The 20,408-nt window shown below is 45.6% G+C and carries 19 protein-coding genes; all 19 read left to right on the forward strand.

Annotated features, from left to right (window positions below):
- Nucleotides 1-18: 18 nt before the first annotated feature.
- The 19 genes from MKX40_RS06390 (at nucleotide 19) to MKX40_RS06480 (ending at nucleotide 20,375) form a co-directional block, all read left to right on the forward strand.
- Nucleotides 19-1,086 (forward strand): glycosyltransferase family 4 protein, encoded by a 1,068-nt coding sequence (locus tag MKX40_RS06390; protein WP_339240273.1) that lies wholly within the window; start codon nucleotides 19-21, stop codon nucleotides 1,084-1,086.
- A gap of 21 nt (nucleotides 1,087-1,107) precedes the next feature.
- Nucleotides 1,108-2,052, forward strand: a complete 945-nt coding sequence (locus tag MKX40_RS06395) for a glycosyltransferase family 2 protein (RefSeq protein WP_339240275.1) — start codon at nucleotides 1,108-1,110, stop codon at nucleotides 2,050-2,052.
- An 11-nt stretch (nucleotides 2,053-2,063) separates the two neighbouring features.
- Nucleotides 2,064-3,086, forward strand: coding sequence for a glycosyltransferase (locus tag MKX40_RS06400; protein ID WP_339240277.1), 1,023 nt, complete (start codon nucleotides 2,064-2,066; stop codon nucleotides 3,084-3,086).
- Between the two features lie 43 nt (nucleotides 3,087-3,129).
- Complete coding sequence (locus MKX40_RS06405) at nucleotides 3,130-4,035, forward strand: glycosyltransferase (protein ID WP_339240279.1); 906 nt, start codon at nucleotides 3,130-3,132, stop codon at nucleotides 4,033-4,035.
- Between the two features lie 8 nt (nucleotides 4,036-4,043).
- A complete protein-coding gene (locus tag MKX40_RS06410) occupies nucleotides 4,044-5,420 on the forward strand; it encodes an oligosaccharide flippase family protein (RefSeq protein WP_339240280.1) in 1,377 nt (458 codons plus the stop codon).
- Complete coding sequence (locus MKX40_RS06415) at nucleotides 5,407-6,435, forward strand: polysaccharide pyruvyl transferase family protein (RefSeq protein ID WP_339240282.1); 1,029 nt, start codon at nucleotides 5,407-5,409, stop codon at nucleotides 6,433-6,435. The genes MKX40_RS06410 and MKX40_RS06415 overlap by 14 nt, the downstream gene beginning before the upstream one ends.
- Nucleotides 6,432-7,814 (forward strand): sugar phosphate nucleotidyltransferase, encoded by a 1,383-nt coding sequence (locus MKX40_RS06420; RefSeq protein WP_339240284.1) that lies wholly within the window; start codon nucleotides 6,432-6,434, stop codon nucleotides 7,812-7,814. The genes MKX40_RS06415 and MKX40_RS06420 overlap by 4 nt, the downstream gene beginning before the upstream one ends.
- A 32-nt stretch (nucleotides 7,815-7,846) precedes the next feature.
- Complete coding sequence (locus tag MKX40_RS06425; protein WP_339240285.1) at nucleotides 7,847-9,178, forward strand: UDP-glucose/GDP-mannose dehydrogenase family protein; 1,332 nt, start codon at nucleotides 7,847-7,849, stop codon at nucleotides 9,176-9,178.
- A gap of 13 nt (nucleotides 9,179-9,191) precedes the next feature.
- Nucleotides 9,192-10,112: an LCP family protein gene (locus MKX40_RS06430; RefSeq protein ID WP_339240286.1), complete on the forward strand. Its 921-nt coding sequence runs from the start codon at nucleotides 9,192-9,194 to the stop codon at nucleotides 10,110-10,112.
- Between the two features lie 21 nt (nucleotides 10,113-10,133).
- On the forward strand, nucleotides 10,134-12,293 hold the full coding sequence (locus MKX40_RS06435; protein WP_339240287.1) for a hypothetical protein: 2,160 nt from the start codon (nucleotides 10,134-10,136) through the stop codon (nucleotides 12,291-12,293).
- A gap of 29 nt (nucleotides 12,294-12,322) precedes the next feature.
- Nucleotides 12,323-12,886: a VanZ family protein gene (locus MKX40_RS06440; protein WP_339240288.1), complete on the forward strand. Its 564-nt coding sequence runs from the start codon at nucleotides 12,323-12,325 to the stop codon at nucleotides 12,884-12,886.
- 86 nt (nucleotides 12,887-12,972) lie between these two features.
- Complete coding sequence (locus MKX40_RS06445) at nucleotides 12,973-13,494, forward strand: hypothetical protein (protein ID WP_339240289.1); 522 nt, start codon at nucleotides 12,973-12,975, stop codon at nucleotides 13,492-13,494.
- A 362-nt stretch (nucleotides 13,495-13,856) separates the two neighbouring features.
- Entirely contained in the window at nucleotides 13,857-14,036 is a 180-nt protein-coding gene (locus tag MKX40_RS06450) for a hypothetical protein (RefSeq protein WP_036668929.1), read from the forward strand.
- A gap of 32 nt (nucleotides 14,037-14,068) precedes the next feature.
- On the forward strand, nucleotides 14,069-14,977 hold the full coding sequence (locus tag MKX40_RS06455) for an ABC transporter ATP-binding protein (RefSeq protein WP_339240290.1): 909 nt from the start codon (nucleotides 14,069-14,071) through the stop codon (nucleotides 14,975-14,977).
- Nucleotides 14,970-15,749, forward strand: coding sequence for a DUF2705 family protein (locus tag MKX40_RS06460; RefSeq protein ID WP_339240291.1), 780 nt, complete (start codon nucleotides 14,970-14,972; stop codon nucleotides 15,747-15,749). Before MKX40_RS06455 ends, MKX40_RS06460 begins: the two co-directional genes overlap by 8 nt.
- 173 nt (nucleotides 15,750-15,922) lie before the next feature.
- Nucleotides 15,923-16,996 (forward strand): AI-2E family transporter, encoded by a 1,074-nt coding sequence (locus tag MKX40_RS06465; protein WP_339240293.1) that lies wholly within the window; start codon nucleotides 15,923-15,925, stop codon nucleotides 16,994-16,996.
- A 225-nt stretch (nucleotides 16,997-17,221) separates the two neighbouring features.
- Nucleotides 17,222-17,617, forward strand: coding sequence for a GntR family transcriptional regulator (locus tag MKX40_RS06470; RefSeq protein ID WP_339240294.1), 396 nt, complete (start codon nucleotides 17,222-17,224; stop codon nucleotides 17,615-17,617).
- Nucleotides 17,618-17,640: 23 nt separating this feature from the next.
- Nucleotides 17,641-18,741 (forward strand): DUF5808 domain-containing protein, encoded by a 1,101-nt coding sequence (locus MKX40_RS06475; protein ID WP_339240296.1) that lies wholly within the window; start codon nucleotides 17,641-17,643, stop codon nucleotides 18,739-18,741.
- A gap of 50 nt (nucleotides 18,742-18,791) precedes the next feature.
- Nucleotides 18,792-20,375, forward strand: coding sequence for an alpha/beta fold hydrolase (locus MKX40_RS06480; protein ID WP_339240297.1), 1,584 nt, complete (start codon nucleotides 18,792-18,794; stop codon nucleotides 20,373-20,375).
- Nucleotides 20,376-20,408 lie beyond the last annotated feature (33 nt).

The raw sequence follows: 20,408 nt of genomic DNA on the forward strand, positions 1-20,408 counted from the left end.
TGAAAAAAGGAGTCTATCATGAAACCAAAAGTATTGGTTGTTGGATCATCCTTGAAGGATATGGGTGGAATTGTGAGTGTAATCAAAAACATTGAGGATTCTTCCATCTCTGATATGTATGCCATGCAGCGGGTGGAAACGTATATCACGGGCAGCGTGTTCTCACGGCTGCTTATTTTTATACGGGGATTCATTCAATTCTGGATGAAGCTGTACACGTTCAAGCCGGATATTGTTCATATTCATATGGCGAACAACGGGAGCTTTTATCGGAAGTCACTATTCCTGCTAACCGCAAGAAAATTGTTTCGAAAGTCAGTCATTCTGCATATTCATGCGGCCAGCTTTGATGATTTCTACAATCGATTCGCCCTGCAGCGCAAGTATTGTCACTACATTTTGAATCAAGCCGATAAATTGATTGTCTTATCCCAGACGTGGAAAGAATACTTTGTCACGATTGTTCCGGAGACAGCTATTGAGGTGCTCTATAACGGAGTCTTTGTGAAAGAGCCCTTTGCGAAGGAGCAGAAGGCGGCAGTTAATGCTCTCTTCATGGGAAGACTGGGTGAGCGAAAAGGCGTCTATGATCTGCTTCAGTCTATTCAGCAATTAAAGGCGCTGGGCGTTACAGCTACCTTCAATCTGGCGGGGGATGGCGAAGTCGAAGAGGTCAAAGCGCTTGTACAGCAGTATGGAATTGAAGAGCGTGTCAACGTACTCGGCTGGATTAACGGAGAGCAAAAGGAAAAGCTGATGCGGGAAGCGGATCTGCTGGTCCTGCCTTCTTATCATGAGGGATTACCTATGGCCATACTTGAAGCAATGAATTGTGGCTTGCCCATTATATCGACCAACGTCGGAGGCATCCCCGAAGTGATTACATCCGGTCATAATGGGCTGTTAATCGAGCCGGGAGATGTGCACGGGCTAACATCAGCACTGGAATATCTCATTACGGATGAAGAGATTAGAGCAAGAATGGGTTCATATAACAGAGCGATTATATCGGATAGGTTCGATATGAATCTTCTCGTAGGCAGGCTGTCAGGAATATATGATGCACTTCAAGTGAAGGTATCCTAGTGAACAGGAAAAGGTGATGAAATGAACCCCTTGGTATCTTGCATCATTACGACCCATAACCGGGCCGAGTTATTGAAAAATGCGTTGAGAAGTGTACGAGAGCAAACACATCCGTATCTGGAGATTTTCATTGTGGATGATGGATCAGAAGACCAGACGCCAGAGATCTGTCAGGCTTGGGCCCGGGATGATTCACGGATTCGGTACATTCGGGTTCCATATCCCAAAGGAGCCAATCATGCACGGAATGTGGGGATATCCCAAGCCAATGGCAAGTACATTGCCTTCCTGGATGATGATGATGAATGGATGGCCGACAAAATTAAAACCCAGGCGGAAGTGCTGGAGCGTACGCAGGAATCGTTTACCTTTTGCAGCAAGTATCTCGCATACACGAATGAGCAGCATCAGGTGGTCAAACGGAAATTGTCGGTGGAGCCTCGTGATATTGTGCGGTATGAGGATCTGCTTACATTCAACTGGATCGGGGAAACGTCCAAAATCATGGTACTTACCTCGCTTGCCCGTGAAGTTCGATTTGATGAGAATCTGACATCCGCTCAGGACTATGATTTTTATCTGCGCATATTGAAACGAGGCTACATTGCCGTGAATGTGAAAGAACCGCTCGTGGATATCAATATCCATAGCGGGCCGCGCATTTCAACCTCCACAACGGCCAAGTACAAAGGCCAACGCAAAATTATTTTGAAATACTACAACGATATGTCCAAGGAACAGAAACGCCGCCAATTACATCATTATCGAATGCTCGAATGGTCGAGAAATACTCTGCGCAATAACGTTTATTTGAAAAAAGCACTGTCGCTGTATCCCTGGTGGAAGGATTGGGTGCTGCTCAAGCGTAATACCAAAATTATGATGCAAGGTTTTCTGATGAGATTTCATGCAAGGCGCGCAGTTGGAACGTATAGAGAGGAACCTGTGCGAATGAAACTAAAGTAAGAGGTGTCTGGATGGAAAATCCGACGGTGTATATGCTGCCTAAGATGATTGAGAACAATAAATTTAATGAGCTGTTATCCGATTCCATTGAGAACAAGGGATGGGAAGTAAAACAGTTTACCAAAAAAGATCTAATCAAACTGAGAAAAAATGATGTGCTGCATTTTCATTGGCCCAGCTTCTATTACAGAGGTTCATCCGTGCTGTCAACCGTGATCAAATCCATTCTATATGTATTGATGATTTGTTTTGCGCGGTTGCGCGGTGTCAAGTTGTTTTGGACGGTGCACAATATCTGGCCTCACAACAGCGGTAAGACGCGTTTCGATTATTGGATGAGAAAAATACTGGTCCGAAACTGCTCCAAGCTGATTGTCATGGGCAAACCCCTGATCTCTGAGATCTGTTCGACGTTCGGGATTGATCCCAGCCGGATCGAGGTTATTCCGCATGGACATTACAAGGGCGTGTATCAGGGAAAAGGCGTGAATATTCGCTCCCGGTTTGGCATCCCGGAGGATAGTTATGTGTACGCGTTCTTCGGTCAGGTGTCACCCTACAAGGGCGTGGATGATTTGCTGGAGGCATTCAAGGAACTGGATTCGGACCAGGCCCATTTGTTGATTGCCGGTAAAAAAGTGAAGGACTACGATCTCGGTGAAGAATTCCTCGAGAGCGGTCATATTCATACCCATTTTCATTTTATTGAAGATGATGAATATTCGGACTATTTTGATGCGGTCGATTCCATCATTCTGCCATACAAGCAAATTGCAACTTCTGGTAGTGCAATTCTGGCTTTGACCTTCTGTAAACCGGTGGTGGCACCACGGATTGGCTTGTTGGAGGAATACCTGCCCGATGATTGTGCGGTACTCTATGAACCTTCGGATCCGGATGGATTGCTTAAAGCGATGAATATGATCCGTTTAAAACAATCGGAGTTTCAGGAAGGCAGTGGTTTTGTCAAAGCGTTAGAGCGGCTGGATTGGCCAGTGATTGCCCAAAGGACACTTACCCTGTACTCCAGTTAGTGCAGATGAGAGGGTGGACCTAATTGAACAATATGGGGATGAAATGATGAAGGTAACCGTCGCGATCTGTACGTATAACCGTGCACATGATGTGGTAGAGGCGATACGAAGTGCAATACAACAGAATTACGCAAGCAGCGACTATGAGATCATACTGATTGATAATAATTCGAAAGATAACACACGGGAAATCGTGCTTCAAACGATCTTGCAGCATGAGACCCATTCGATCCGGTATGTGTTGGAAGAAAAGCAAGGCTTGTCTGTAGCCCGTAACCGGGCCATTCACGAGGCGCGCGGCGAGTATATCCTGTTTCTTGACGATGATGCCTTTGCTTGCAGGGATTGGATTCGCCAGATCGTTAGTGTGTTTGAGATGAGTGAAGATATCGGATGTGTCGGTGGCAAGATTGATCCGATCTGGGAAGTACCAGAACCGATGTGGATTCCACCCGAGAATAGGTCGCTGTTCACCATTCTGGATTTTGCAGATGAAGTCACTGAAATGAAAAGCCCCTATATTCCATTTGGTGCGAATGTGGCTTTTCGGTTATCCGTCTTTGAACAACTGGCTCCCTTCCGTGAAGACCTTGGAAGAGTGGGCAACAATCTTCTCTCCAGTGAAGAGAGTGAGTTAATTGCAAGAATACGGACAAAGTTCAAGGTATATTACACGCCGTATGGGGCAGTACAACATAAAGTAGCCAAAGAGCGAACGACGAAGAACTGGTTTCTGCGCCGAATCTATTGGCAGGGTGTGAGTGATGCCATTCGTGATCAGGATCGTGGTGTTGTGCGTACGGCCAAACATGGCATCAAGCTGGCACAGGGGATAACAACTTCTCTGATCTACATCTATAATGCAGATCGGTTCACACGTCAGCTTGCCAAAGTATGTTACCGAAACGGCATGATTGTTGGGTCGCTTCGTCAAAACAGTAAGGGATGAGGATCGCTATGGCGCAAGTTGCACTTCGCAAAGTATTCAGAGGAAATGGCTTAATGAGTGCCATATTTCAGACAAGTGGAACCAATCTGCTGGTCATGACACTGACGATGCTGTCTTCCATTTTGACGTCACGCATGTTCGGCGTAGAGGGAAAGGGCGCATTCTCAGCCATCCTGTTCTGGCCTGCGCTCTTAACCGGATTGGTCGGATTCGGACTACCCACGTCTATCATCTATAACATCAAACAGAGTGCAACCGAGAAGAGTGCACAGTATGTTCGATTAAGTTTTCTTTTTCAAGTTCCAGTGTGCATCATCATTGGTGTTGTGGCCTGGTTTGGATTACCTTTCTGGCTCTCCAGCTTTCCGCCGGAGGTCGTGCAGATCTCCAGATGGTATACGATTGCTACGGTTCCTGTACTTATTGTCATCAATCTCATATCAGCCCTCTCGCAGAGTCGGGAGAAATTTGCTGTATATAATGGCATCCGGTTGATGATCCCCCTGTTTAATGTAGGTGGGCTTTTTGTGTTATGGGGCCTGGGCATGCTGAGCATTCAGCTCGCGGCTGCGATCTATTTTGTAACCAGCTTCTCCGTGGTGGCGTGGGCCATCTATGCCAACCGTAATGAATTGAGACTGAGATGGTTCAAGGATCGGGTGGACCGGAGCTCAGCCAAGAAGCTTTTTGGTTATGGCAGCAGGGTGTATGGCGTTGAATTGTTAGGAACGCTGTATACCCAATTCGATAAAATCATTATTTTGGCTTTGCTCACCCCGCGTGATTTTGGACTGTATTCCGTCGTATTTGCCTTATCCCGAATCTATAATGCCGTTCAGACGGCGATTAGCAATGTGGTTTTCCCAAAAGTGACCGGATTGCCTCAAGAGCAGATTATTCGAACGGTTGGCAGAGCCTTCCGCATCTCGCTCATGGTCATGATGATCATCGTAATTCCTACCATGTTTGTGGGGAACTACCTGATGGGTCTTCTGTTTGGCTCCGAATTCCTGGAAGCGAGCGTCGCATTTTATATTTTGGCTGTGGAATGCATCATTGGTGGTGGTTCATGGATTCTGGCATCCGCATTTAATGCGCTTGGACGACCAGGGCTTGTGATGATCAGACAGCTCATTGCACTCTCGGTGACGGTGGCCTTGTTCTTCGTGTTCACCCCGCTATGGGGGCTCAACGGAATTGCGATTGCTTTATTGATCGGGTCCATTGTACGAATGGTAGTCACTGTGGCCGCGATGAAGATTGTATTCAAGGTGAAGTTCGCCGCCATGTTCTATGACAAGGAAGATCTGCCGTTTCTCTATGAACGGTTAAACAAAAAAAGAAGAAGAGTCACCCAAGGAGGAGATGGAGATGCTGGGCACTAACAATATTCATCCAATGGAAGAGTTGAAGGGACATTTACGTCAGATTTTGAAGGTCATTCCACCGCGTACCGAAATCTATTATTTGGATTACCCGGTGCATAGCAATGGTGGCGACTTGTTGATTATGAAAGGGACTGAGGCTTTCTTCCGGGACAATGATATTCAAGTACGTGCCAGATACAGCATTCTGGATTGCCCTTTGTCTCTCAAGGTACCGGAAGGTATCACAATTGTGTTGCATGGGGGAGGTAACTTTGGTGACCTGTACCCTGCTCATCAGAAATTGAGAGAACGAATGATTGCCCAGCATCCGAATCATCGGATTGTCATTCTGCCTCAGACGATGTTTTACAAAAGTGATATTGAATTGAAAAAAACAGCCCAAGTATTCAATCGTCATAAGGATGTGCACTTTTTTGTCCGGGATACCTTATCTTATGAGATAGCCAGTAAAGAATTTCAACAAACAAATGTTTATCTGTCTCCCGATATGGCGCATCAATTGTGGCCTCTGAAGTCCAAGAGCAAGCCCAATGCAGAGATGTTGTATTTCTTCCGTAAAGACATTGAGAAGACTCAGAATCAGGTGCATTACGAATCCGTCAGTGGACCTAAAGCCACGTTTAAAGACTGGGAGACATTGTACAACCGGGTTGACCGGAAAATCATTCGCATGATTACATCCCGGTTGAAGTCAGGGAAAGGCAGCTCTTTCGCCCGCTGGTTGTGGTACAAATACTCTGATCGGATGGTACATACGGCCATTAAGGAATTCAATAAGTACCAAACCATTACGACATCCCGTCTGCATGGACACATTCTGGCCTGTCTCCTGGATCAACCGAATATCCTGCTGGATAATTCATATGGCAAGAACTCGAATTATTATGCAGCCTGGACCAAGAGCAACCCAGCAGGCAGACTCGAATCCAATCAGACCAGCACATATACCAAGCAGACCGAGACCGGCAAGGGAGCGAGTTCGGTCGTACTGTCAGATGGTGCAGCCCTATGAGAAGTATTCTGTTATCCGGTGGTTCTGGCAAGCGACTCTGGCCGTTATCCAATGATTCCAGATCCAAGCAGTTTCTTAAAGTGCTCCATGGGCCGGGGGGGAGTCCGGAATCCATGGTACAGCGGGTATGGCGACAGTTGAATCATGCCGGACTTGCATCACAGGCGCTGATCGCAACTAGTTTGCCACAGGTCGAGATTCTGACTTCTCAGTTGGGAGATGATGTGAGACTGGTCGTGGAGCCAGAACGGAGAGATACGTTTCCTGCAATTGCGCTGGCAGCCTCCTATCTTTATTCCGTAGAGAGTGTGAGTTTGAATGAGACGATTGCAGTGTTGCCGGTGGATCCTTTTGTTGAAAAAGAATTCTTCGAAGTGCTGGCAACCTTGCCGGAGATACTCGATAAGTCAGGTGCCGATCTGGCCTTAATGGGAGTTGTGCCGACCTATCCGTCAGAGAAGTACGGATACATCATTCCGCAATCCCGATCTTCCAGTGAAAATAACGATGAATACGTCAATGTAGCGAAGTTCCAGGAGAAACCCTGCGAATCCGATGCGGTCCTTATGATGGAGCAGGCCGCATTATGGAATTGCGGGGTTTTTGCTTTTAAGCTGGGTTATTTGATCAATCTGCTGATTGAGATGGAACTGCCGATCCAGTACGACGAGATGCTGAAGCAATACGGAAGATTGAACAAGATCAGCTTTGATTACCAGGTTGTCGAGAAGGCGAATCAGATTATCGCTATTCCGTATAACGGATTTTGGAAAGATCTAGGCACATGGAACACACTCACGGAAGAGATGGGAACTTCGGTGGTAGGAAAAGGGTGGATTACAGGCGATTCCCTGAACACACATCTGGTCAATGAACTGAACATTCCGGTTGCCATATTGGGCTTGTCGAATGTGGTGGTGGCCGTAAGTCCGGATGGCATTCTGGTCAGTGACAAAGAGGCAAGTCCACGCATCAAGGAAATCTTGAAGAACGAGGATCAACGTCCCATGTATGAGGAGCGTAGGTGGGGTTGCTACCGGGTTCTGGATTACACCAGAAACGAAGCTGGTGGTGAGGTTCTTACCAAACGAATCTGCATCAGTGCCGGGAAAAATCTGAGTTATCAATACCATTTGCTTCGCAATGAGGTGTGGACGGTTGTATCGGGAACAGGCGAATTGATTCTGGATGGGCAGAGCCGAATGATCGGGCAGGGAGATACGGTGGTCATTGACCGGAGCATGCTTCATTCCGTCAGAGCCGTTACGGAACTGGAGATCATCGAAGTACAGATCGGAAGCCAGTTGATTGAGGAAGATATCGTTAGAGTGTCTACCGAATGGCAGGACATTGTTCAGACATATGTGAAGCACGCGTAACCAACACATTAGGACATGGGGGAGATTATGGAATGAATATTACGGTGATTGGCACAGGGTATGTGGGTTTGGTATCAGGCGTATGCTTTTCGGAACTGGGAAATAACGTGATCTGTGTCGACAATAATGTGGAAAAAGTGAATTTGTTGACGGATGGTCACGTTCCGATCTATGAACCGGGTCTCAAGGACATTATGAATGCCAATATGAAAGCGGGTAGGCTGTCCTTCACGACGAACATTCAGGATGCCATCAGTCGTTCGGATATTATTATCATCGCTGTAGGAACACCATCCCTGTCTAATGGCGAAGCGAATCTGAGTTATATTGAGCTTGTTGCACGAGAAATTGGTTCTCATATGGATAATTATAAAATAATAATGACTAAAAGCACTGTTCCTGTCGGAACTAACGATCGTATTCAGGAATGGATCAGCAGTTTGACGAATCATCCATTTGACATGGCATCGGTACCAGAGTTCCTGCGTGAAGGTACCGCTGTGCAGGACACACTGTATCCTGACCGGATAGTCATTGGCACACATAGCGATCGGGCAATTGCCACCTTGAAAGAGCTGCATCAGCCATTAACCGATCAGATTATTGTCACGGATATTCGCTCAGCCGAAATGATTAAATATGCATCCAACGCATTTCTGGCAACCAAGATCTCCTTTATCAATGAAATTTCTAACATCTGTGAAAAAGTAGGCGCAGATGTCAGCCGCGTTGCTGAGGGTATGGGCTATGACAGACGAATCGGTGCTTCCTTCCTCAAGGCAGGCATTGGTTACGGAGGGTCCTGTTTCCCTAAGGATACACAAGCTCTGATTCAAATTGCAGGTAATGTGGATTATGACTTCAAACTGTTGAAGTCGGTGGTGGAAGTGAACAAGGATCAACGCTTCAACGTCATTCGCAAACTGGAAGACGCGTTGGGCTCGCTTGAAGGGAAGGAGATTGCGATCTGGGGGCTCGCCTTCAAGCCGGATACGGATGATGTTCGGGATGCTCCGGCAATTGAGATCATTCAGCGTTTGCTTGAGCAAGGAGCAGTCATTCGGGCGTACGACCCCATTGCTACTGAGAACTTCCGCAAAGAGGTGGATTCTTCATCCATTACGTGGGAGGATCGTGCGATGAACGCAGCGGAGGGCGCTGATGCACTCTGTGTTCTGACCGAATGGAAAGAGTTCATGGAGGTTAATCTGACCGATTTGGCAGCACATATGAATCAGCCCATTCTGATTGATGGAAGAAATATTTATGGAGAAGAACAGATTCAAGACACCCCCTTTCAATACTACTCCGTCGGTCGTCCAGGTCTAACCAATATCGATGGAAGAAAAACGGCAGTTATCTGACGGAGGCCATAACATGAGACGCGGGATTAAAATAACATTAGGTGCCATTTCCCTTGTTGCAGTCGTTATGATTGGATATTCTGTGTATCTGTATCTGCATGTTAAATCAGCGGCAGATCAGATGTATGAACCCCGGGAGCCCATCAAGCAGGTATCTATTGTCGACCAGAGGGGCGGGGGAGATTTCCCCGTGGACATGGAGAATGAGGAACCTTTCAATGCTTTGATTCTGGGTGTGGATGAGCGTTCGAATGATCGGGGTCGCTCCGACACCATGATTGTATTGAGTGTTAATCCTGCGAAACAATCGGTACTTATGTTTAACATCCCCCGGGATACCCGAACTAGTATCGTTGGGCATGGCACGGAGGATAAGATCAACCATGCCTATGCCTTTGGGGGCGTTAACATGTCTGTGCAAACGGTGGAACAAATGCTTGACATTCCCATACATTACTACATGAAAGTGAATATGGAGGGCTTTGCACAGGTCATCGACATGGTGGGTGGAGTGGACGTGAATAACCCGTTCGCATTTGACTACGAGGGTTACCGGTTTGAACAGGGGAATATTCATCTGGATGGTGAAGCTGCTTTGGGATTTTCGCGGATGCGTTATGATGATCCAAAGGGAGATCTTGGGCGTAATGACCGCCAGCGGGAGATTATCAAACAAGTGCTGAAGAATACGGTCCAGGTATCCAATGTGTTGCAACTGGAGACGTTGCTGGACGAAGTCAGTGCACATGTGAGAACCGACGTTACCTTTGATGAAATGAAGCAGATGTTCTCCAACTATCGTCCGGTGCTGAATCATATTGAATCTGTAGAGATCAAAGGCACAGGCAAGAAAATAGACGGCGTGTATTACTATATCGTGGAACAGTCAGAGCGAGACAGAATACATCAGATGATTGAAGGCCATTTAAAATGATCAGATAGGGCGGTGAACCAGATGCGTATCTCCAGGCTATTGAAATTATCCCTGATTGTGCTACTAATGTATATGCTCATGATACCCGCAAGTACAAACGTTGTTCAATCAGCCCAAGACTATCAATGGAAAAATATCCCCATTGGTGGAGGGGGGTACGTTACAGGTGTGGTCATTCATCCGACTGAGCCTGATCTGGTTTACGCTCGAACTGATGTGGGGGGAGCCTACCGACTGGATGTAACTTCAGGAGATTGGGTTCCACTGCTTGATCATTTTGGAGATGAGGATAGCAATCTGTATGGTGTGGATGGCATTGCGCTGGATCAGCAAAATCCCAATGTCGTGTATATCGCTGCTGGGAAGTACGGGAATGTGGGGCCAAGCGATATTCTAAAATCTACAGACCGAGGAGAAACCTGGATTCGAACCGGACTTAATCTTCGGAATGAATCGAATGGAAATATTCATCGAGCCATGGGAGAGAGCATCGCTGTGAATCCAACCAATTCCAATTACCTGCACGTCGGTACACGATATGATGGATTATACACCTCCAGTGACGGTGCAGCCACGTGGAGCAAAGTGTGGGATGTACCAAACGGGTTGGCCGGTGAGGGCATACGGAGTGTAGCATATGGATTAAATCCGGTGACGAAACAAGGTCAGGTTGTGTATGCGGGAGTTCGCGGTATTGGTGTCTATAGCAAAGCACCTAGAAGCAATGGGCAGACCACATGGCAGCTTACCGGGAGAAGTCCCGAATATCCTGCGCGTATGACTGTGGCGAAGAACGGAACCTTATATGTCACCACGGATAATCAGGGCGTCTATAAGTTCAATGGTGTGCAGTGGACGAATATCACACCAAGTTCCAGTTACTCTTCTTACTATGGGATCACCATCGATCCCAATAACGATAATCATATCCTGGTAGCCGTTCGTACAGGCGGAGATAATCTGCCCCTGTATCGTTCGGTAAACGGCGGAATTAGTTGGACTGTAGTTAATAAAACGCTGGTATCCAAACCATCATGGTGGACACCCAACATGTTTTTCTCAGCAACATCCAGTATCAAGTTTGATCCAATTCATCCGGGCACCGTATACGCTACAGACTGGTTTGGCGTGTACAAGACGGAAAATATCAATGGTACCAATGGATTGACTGGCAATACGTCGAGTACTTGGGAAGCCATTACCGATGGTCATGAAGAAGTCGTTGCACTCACTGCATCCACACCGCCTCAAGGTGTATCGTTCTTTAGTGGGTTAACGGATCAGGTCGGATTTAGACATGACAATGTAAATAATGTTCCTCTTAATAAAATTCCGCTCGCAGGTATGCGAGAAATTGTGAGTATTGACTATCATGAGGCAAATCCGAATTACATGATATTTCTCGGAAGCAGTGACTGGTATGGTACGACCACACGCTTATTTGTCTCTTCCAATAACGGAGTTACAGTAACTCCGGTAAATGTTCCGGCAGGCTCTACACTGGGGCGAGTGGCCTATTCTGCCATTAATCCAAATGTAATTGTTTATTATCCTCAGACAGGTAATCCGGTCAGAAGCACGAATCGTGGCGCAACGTGGCAAAATATGAATGGTGCCCCTTTTCAGGCCATTGGGGGAAATATGGTCTTCGCCTATAACCATCCACTGGCTGCGGATCGCATCAATGGATATAAATTTTATATGTACGCTGCTGGTTATCTATATCGCTCAACGGATGCAGGTGCGAACTGGTCCAAAGCCAATACAGTTCGTCTTCCTGTTAACACGGATATCAATACGAGCTTCATTAAAGTCGAGGCTGCCCCAGGTGTGGCGAATGCCGTATGGGTAAGTCTGGGAACCGATGGACTATATGCATCGACGAACTCGGGAAATACATTTTCTAAAATCCAGAGCGTGCAGAATTCCAAATTATTTGCCTTTGGAAAAGCTAAGCCAGGAAAATTGGTTCCAGCCGTCTATGTATACGGCACCGTTAATAACGTGTATGGTTTCTTCCGTTCAGATGATATGGGAGTAACCTGGAACAATATAGGTCCAGTAGGTGAAGGAATTGGGCTAGGCAATGAGCCGCAAATTATGGCGGCAGACCGTCAAATCTATGGTCAGGTATATGTAGGTACGAATGGCAGAGGCATGTATGTTGGATCAATAGAATAAAGAGAGATATGAAAGTGGTGAAGATCAACATGATGGAGGAGGGCTCCGGGCGCGCGAGACAAAAGCATGTACGAAGAACGTACGGGTTTCTCATTGCTCTGCTGTTGATTGTGATCTGGATTCTGGTCATCTGGTCCATGTCAACGCAATCCTCTCAACAGCAAGACATTCAGCCTTGGCTTCATAAATGGTCTCAAAAATTGCACATCGGTTTTACGCTTCCCGATGTGCAATTCACTTACGGGGAGTACGAGTATTCACTGAAACAGAGGCCGTATGATTTTGCAGAGTTCATCTTTCGCAAGAGTGCGCACTTATTTGTCTACGCTGTGCTTGCCATGCTTGTGTATGGCGGGCTTCGATACAGGAGAACATCCCTTGTGACCAGTATCGTGTCTGCTCTGGCTGTAGTGTTCGTCATAGCCTCTATCGATGAGTATATTCAGCAGTTCAGCCCGGACCGGACAAGCTCGATACGTGATGTTGGAGTGGATTTGCTCGGTGGTTGCTGTGGAATTGCCATATATGCAGGACTTCATTCCATTATTCGCAGGATTATAAAGAAAAGGCGTGCTTCCATCTACGATAAGTGATTTCCCAGGAAATGCTGTCTTCAGAACCTGCTTCTACTTGTCTTCCAACCATCATAAGTATGGAGTAGGACAAGGAGGGCGGGGACATGCTGCGAAGAAGGAATAGGAATGCTTTGTTTAAGAAGATCGGTTTCATTGCGATCATTCTAATGTTACTATGGTTAATCGGCAGAACCATTCCATATGTATTTCGTGCAGATACACCGGATGAAGCTGCAGCTGTTGCTGAAGAATTTTACAAATATGAGCAGACGGGTGACTTCGGCAGTTCGTGGGAACTCTTTCATCCGCTGATGAAAGAGCGGTTTCCGAAAAGCGCATATGTACAGAACCGAGCACATATATTCATGCAGCATTTTGGCGTGGAGACCTTTGAACTGGAGATGGAAAAGCCGGAGCGCGAATTCGATGTAACCGTGATCGATGGCGTTAAGCCATTTTCTGAAGCCTACAGAATCCGTATCACCCAGAAGTACTCCGGTACCTTTGGCCAATTCGATATTGTGCAGACCTGTTATCTGGTAGAGGACGGTGATGAGTGGACATTACTCTGGTATTATCCAAATCAGAAGAATAAGGATACCTCACATGTCGACAATAGTGACTGATCAGGCATCGTGGGATCGTTGTGAGAGAGACTGGAACTCTGTCATGATGATATTCACCTATACATTGAACCAAATTGTATCATTTACCTTACATGAAGCTCTGTGAATGCGAGACTTTTGTCGCATTTATGGAGCTTTTTTTGTGTTTTCCTCGTTTTTATGGCTGTAAAGCCTTGACAACAGTCCCGGTGTCAAGTAAATTACGAGATAGATACAAAATGTATCAATTTTCAGCGTCTAACGACAAATAACAAGGACTTCTAAGCTCCTTGTGAGGGGAAGGAATATCATTGATCGAAACGGGCCGCTTTTACTGTGTCAGTTGTGGGATGATTGTGTCGGTCGCTAGGAGCTCTGTCGAAATGAAGGAAGAGGGCAATGGAGGCAATCACGTATTTCGCACCGGATTCTACCGGAGTGAAATGCCGCTTGGATGCTGTGAAGCGTGTGTAGTTGAAGCGAAACGTCAGGGGAAATCCCAGTTTGCGGGACAATATACTAAAGATTATGATACACTATGTGCATATGAGAAACGGGCATGATGTATATGTTCGTCCATGAAGGAGGGGATTGAATGCAGCAGGAGCCGGTCGTCCGGATTCAGGGCGTCAGCAAAATCATATCCTCCCGATCATTGGTCAGCGACCTGACTCTGGATATTTCTCCGGGGCAGGTTTTTGGTTTTTTAGGACCTAATGGCGCGGGGAAAACAACGACGATCCGAATGATGGTTGGACTGATGTCCATCAGTAAGGGTGACATTTTAATCTCGGGACACAGTGTGAAGAATGAGTTCGAGCAGGCGGTAGCGCAGGTAGGAGCCATTGTGGAAAATCCGGAGATGTACAAGTTTCTGACCGGGTATCAGAATCTCGTACACTTTGCCCGCATGTCACCTGGAGTTACCAAGGAACGAATTGCGGAAACGATTGAGCGTGTCGGGCTTACCGCCCGTATTCACGATAAAGTCAAAACCTACTCACTGGGCATGCGCCAGCGTCTGGGTGTCGCACAAGCGATATTACATAAACCAAAGTTGCTTGTACTGGATGAGCCAACCAATGGACTGGACCCACAGGGCATACGGGAACTGAGAGACTATTTGCGTGAGCTCACTCAGGCGGAAGGCATTACGGTCTTCGTCTCCAGCCATTTGCTGTCGGAGATGGAACTGATGTGTGATACGGTGGCTATTATCCAGAACGGCAAGTTGATTGATGTAAGAAACCTTCGAGCTGAAACGGGTGCGGATGCATTAATTGAAGTTGCTTTTGAAGTGAATGATGCAGAACGCGCTGTCAACCTGATTCAGGGTGCTACTGCACAGGGCAATGTGCTTGTGGCACGGGTGTCTCGTGAGCAGATTCCAGATATCAATGCCAAGCTGGTTAGCGAAGGGTTTCAGGTATACGGTATTCGTAACGTGACTCATACCCTGGAAGAACAATTCTTGCAAGTCACTGGGGGTGGAGGCATTGGGTAGTTTCGGTAATCTAATATTGAATGAAAATATGAAAATATTCCGTCGTCCACGTACCTGGATCATGTTATCAATTCTGGTGCTGATCTCACTGTTAATGCCCGTGTTATTGCGAGAAGGAATGGGTTCCGCTGGTGTTCCATTCTGGGAAGCGGCTGTAACCACTGTTCAGATTGTATTCTTTCTGAATACGATCTTCTGTGTTGTGATTGCAGCGGAAGCGGTCGCGGGCGAATTTACTTGGGGAACAATCAAACTGCTGCTTATTCGTCCATGGTCACGAAGCAAAATTCTGGCTTCCAAGTACCTCACTGTGATCATCTTCAGCATTTTGAGTACTCTGGTTGTCATTGTCATGGCAACAGGGATGTCCTATCTGCTGTTCTCGCATGATGCTCCTTCGGGGAGTGGCAATGCACTAACGTTATGGGGATATTTGTACGTTGATCTGTTCATTACACTTGCGATTGCCTTCATGGTGTCGTCCGTATTCCGTTCAGGCGCACTTGCAATTGGCTTATCCCTGTTCATTATGTTCTCACAAAGTATCTTCTCACTCATATTTAATCCGGCCCGTTATGAGTGGGCCAAGTATGTTCTATTCAACAACATGGACCTTAGCAAATACATGAGCTCGGGAGCGGATTTTGCGCTCATGGGTGGTCCGAGTGCAGGAATGACACTTGGTTTCTCCATTGCAGTCCTAGCAGTGTATTATGTTATTTTCATGGTGATTTCCTGGGTTGTATTCAGCAAAAGAGATGTGGCAGGCTAACGCCTGCTTCTTTTTTTTGCTCCAATGCTGTCTTGGTAAGAAAACAGTGTATAATCAGCATCGCCTGTGGCATGACTGTCATTTAAGGGTAATTAGTACCATAAGTAAATGACTATATACATATGAACGCCGCAGTCACTTTGGCCGAGCAGCGCATGGAGGGATCACGTTCCTTGATTAACAACAAGTTCTACCGCATATGTACAGCAATTATTTTGTTGCTGCTCATTGTGTACCTTGGGGATAAAGTAAACTTTATATTCAGCCCCCTGACCTCACTGATTCATATCATCATCATTCCGCTGCTGATTGCCGGGTTCTTCTATTATCTGCTTAGACCGCTCGTCGATTATATGGAAAGGCACAAAATTAAGCGTGCATTGTCAGTTCTGATCATTTATGTCGTGACTGCATTGATGATTGCAGGTTTTAGTGTACTGGTATGGCCTTCATTGAGAGAGCAGCTGCTGAATTTTGTGGAGAATGCTCCAGCATTGGTTACTTCGCTCAGCGAACAGTTGAATGCACTTGAAAAGAGCAATTTTGTATCCAGATACCTGCCTGATGATTCCAATCTATTCTCACGATTATCCGATGTTCTGAGCCAAGGGATCACGCAGGTTACCGATTACGTCTCCGGGTTATTCTCCGTAGTATCGAATCTGGTTATCATTCTGGCGACGTTCCCGATCATGCTGTATTACATGCTCAAGGAAGGCAGCAAGTTTGGAACGAATCTGACCTTATTGTTGCCGAGGCATTATCGGAAGGATGGAGAAGAAACCGTCCATGAGATCGATGAAGCACTAAGCAACTATATTGTTGGCAGGGTCATTGTTAATGTTGCTCTGGGCATTCTGATGTACATCGGTTTTCTTATCTTGGGTCTGCCGTATGCATTGCTGTTGACTGTTGTGTCGATTATTCTGAACTTTATCCCTTATGTGGGTGCATTGCTGGCAGCTATTCCGGTTGTCATTGTCGCGTTTATTGAATCCCCTTCGATGGCGATCTGGTCACTGGTGATTATTGTGATCGCACAGCAAATTCAGGATAACCTGATCTCACCTTACGTTTATGGCAAACAGCTTGATATTCATCCTCTCACTACCGTTATTCTATTGCTCGTGGGTGCCGATCTGGGGAATATCCTGGGCATGATTATCGTTATTCCGCTGTATATGATTCTGAAAATTATCGTTCGCAAAATCCATTATCGGATTGTCGAAGATAAGACTGAACTTTGAAGAGCATTCAAAATATCCCGCTGTCATAGGATAACACTAAGGTTATTTTGAATCACATAGAATAAGCTCAATAGGATAAGCCGCATATCAATGGTGATGGGTCAGGTAAGTTGGCACTCACGATGGATATGCGGCTTTATTTTTTTATTTTCATTTTTATTGCTCACTTATGTTATAGCTGTTATACTTGATATATAACAGATAACAAAAAAAGAAGGTGAACCCTTGATTATTCAACTGGATATGCAATCTGAACTTCCCATATATTCGCAACTCGTTTATCAAATTATTGAAGGCATTGCCAGTGGAGAGTTACAGCTAGGTGAGGCGTTACCTTCGGTTCGGAATTTGGCCGCAGATATTGGTGTTAACCTTCATACAGTCAACAAGGCTTATACAATACTCAAGCAAGATGGGTACATTCTGGTTCATAGACAAAAGGGCGTTGTGGTAAACCCTGATGGAATGCCTAATTTAACGGATGATTTTTTGAAAAAGCAGCAAAGAGAATTAAGACCGATTATTGCCGAAGCAATATGTCGCGGAATGACCAAAGAGGAACTGTCTGCGGTATTAGACCAAATGTATGATGATGTAAAGATGGGTCACAACAAAGAATAAAGAATCAAGGGAGTGTGTTATGTATGCAACTATTTAGTATATTGCCTATCATTTTAATCTTTGCTCCATTAGCCCTACTTTTATCCTTTGCACCTTATGTGACAAGGGAAACCATCAGCTTTGGGGTTACGGTAAGTCAATATAATTACTACACACCAGTCTTACGTAAGCTCCGGAGAACGTTTACCACAGTAAGTCTGATCGGAAACGGGCTGATTATTCTTGCCTGTCTGTATGTACTCCGATCTGCCAATGAAGAGTCTACCGCAATGATCACCAGTGTTTGCACCATGATATTCATTGTGTACTGGTCCGCACTACACATAGTATTTCATTTCAAGATGAAAAAGATAAAAGAAACACTTACAACTGTAGAAGCACCTCAAAGGGTTAAAATCGACACCACCTTCCGCCAAAATAAACTCACCTATTCCAACTATTGGTTTCTCGTTCACATAGCTATTATTGTAGCCATTGCGATCATTACAATCTTGAATTATAACGCACTGCCTAACGTCATTCCGATGAAATATGATCTTCAGGGCAATGTCACTTCCAGTGTGCCCAAAACCTATCTTTCGGTACTGGCTATTAACCTTGTACAGCTAGGTATCATTGCACTGATGATGTTGGTGAACTGGAGTATTAAAACAAGCAAACAACAGCTTGCTCCATCTAATCCTGCCCAATTTGCTGCTGATCATATCCGATTCCGCCGTAAGTGGTCTCTATTTACGATCATAACAGGCTTGCTTCTTACCATCTTATTTGCCTTCATTCAGATAAATATGTTCGTTCCTAATCAGGTCTTGTTAACAGCGATTAGTCTGATCACCTCAGTGGGGATCTTATTAGGTGCTATTTTGTTGTCTCTCACAGGCAGACAAGGCGGTGGGAAAATTAGGAATCATCAGGAAGATCGCGAACGTTCCAGGGAGCAGCCTGTGAATGACGATGATTATTGGAAGCTTGGCTTTATTTACTTCAATGCCAATGATCCTTCTTTTACCGTAGAAAAACGTTATGGCATAGGCTGGACGATTAACTTCGCTCGTCCACTATCTTGGGTCCTAGTGTTACTCATTATTGCTATTGTTGTTTTAAGCAGAGTTCTGAGCCAATAAAAGCTCATAGACTATGCATATTATAAAAATGATTTGGAGGAAATATGACCATGACCAATTGGAAAAAGCTACTCCTGTCTCTTAGTTTCGTATGTCTCATCCTGCCCGTGACATCGATCTCAGCAGCTGCTGAAGAACACGCTGGGAATGAAAATCTGGTTCCTATTCGTGAGATTGCAGAACAGAATGGTGCAGAGGTATCTTGGCAACAAAAAACAGGACAGATCACGATACGCAAAAATGAACTTATCATTGTAGTTAAGGTAGGGGAGAAACAGGCGATAGTGAATGGGCAAGTAGTACCCATAAGCAATCCTGTTCGGTTAACGAAAGGGGTTACCTTCATGGATGAAGGATTTCTTAACGAGACTTTGAAGACATCAACTGAGGATCGGTTCATTTCACTTATAAGTGAGGGCAATGGCAAGGAAGCTGCGAAGTATGTTCATAGCTCTGTGAGTGGAGTGTTGTCTCCTGCGTTGTTGAGCCAGTTATGGACAGCATTAGAAGGACAAAATGGTAAAATCACAAATAAAGCCATAGCTAAACACGTAGAAAATAACACCGTGCATCGCAATGTCACCTACACGTTCAAGACAGAGCTTACTCGTATTAATATTACGGTCAGAATGAATGATAATGGACTTGTGGATGACTTGCATATTGCCGCCGCTACTCCAGATGTGTATCAAAAACCAAGCTACGATGACCCATCTGCGTACATAGAACAAGACATAACGGTGGGTCAGGGCGATTTAGCTTTACCAGGAACATTAACATTGCCCAAAGGAGAGGGACCTTTCCCGGTTGTCATTCTGGTACACGGTTCTGGGCCTAGCAATCGAGATGCTGCCATTGGTGGGGCGAAGCCATTCCGTGATCTTGCGGTAGGTTTAGCTTCACAAGGCGTTGCCGTATTGAGATACGATAAGGTCACGTATGAGCATACCTATAAGGTGGCTTCTCAGCCTAAATTCACGTTAAAACAAGAAAGTGTAGATCAGGTAGCCGATGCAGTAGATTTGCTTAAAAAGAATTCAAATATTGATCCTACAGCCATTTTTGTGGCTGGACATAGTCAAGGCGGGTTTGCAGTACCGTTGATTATTGCTGACGATAAGCAGCATGATCTTGCAGGAAGCATTCTGCTTGCTGCGCCAAGTAGCAGCTTTGCGGATGTGCTTATCGAGCAGCAGGACGAATTGGTAGACCGGATGGAGCGGCTAGGTTTAGACACGAAGATCATCAAAGAACAAGCTGCTTTTTATAAAAATGCTGCTGCGATCGTCAAAGATCCTCAATACTCTATAGATCATCTTCCTGAGGCATTTCCACTTCAACCTGCTTATTGGTGGTTTGAGCAGAGAGATTATGTGCCTGCGGAATTGGCTAAAACGCAAAATACTCCTATGCTTGTTATACAAGGCGAAAACGATGTGCAAGTGTCTATGAATCAGTTCCAAACCTGGAAATCGGCTCTTCAAGGTCATTCCAATGTAACGTACAATAGCTATCCAAAGGTAAATCATCTTTTATCCAGCTATGATGGACTTTCGATTGGTCAAGAGTACGCTGAGTCGTCTAATGTCTCCAAAGCCATTATCGATGATATAGCGAATTGGGTATTAAAATGATATGGAGAAGAGTAACACATTGAGCCTAAAATA

The sequence above is a fragment of the Paenibacillus sp. FSL R5-0517 genome, from assembly GCF_037974355.1.
In the GTDB taxonomy this organism is placed as follows: Bacteria; Bacillota; Bacilli; order Paenibacillales; family Paenibacillaceae; genus Paenibacillus.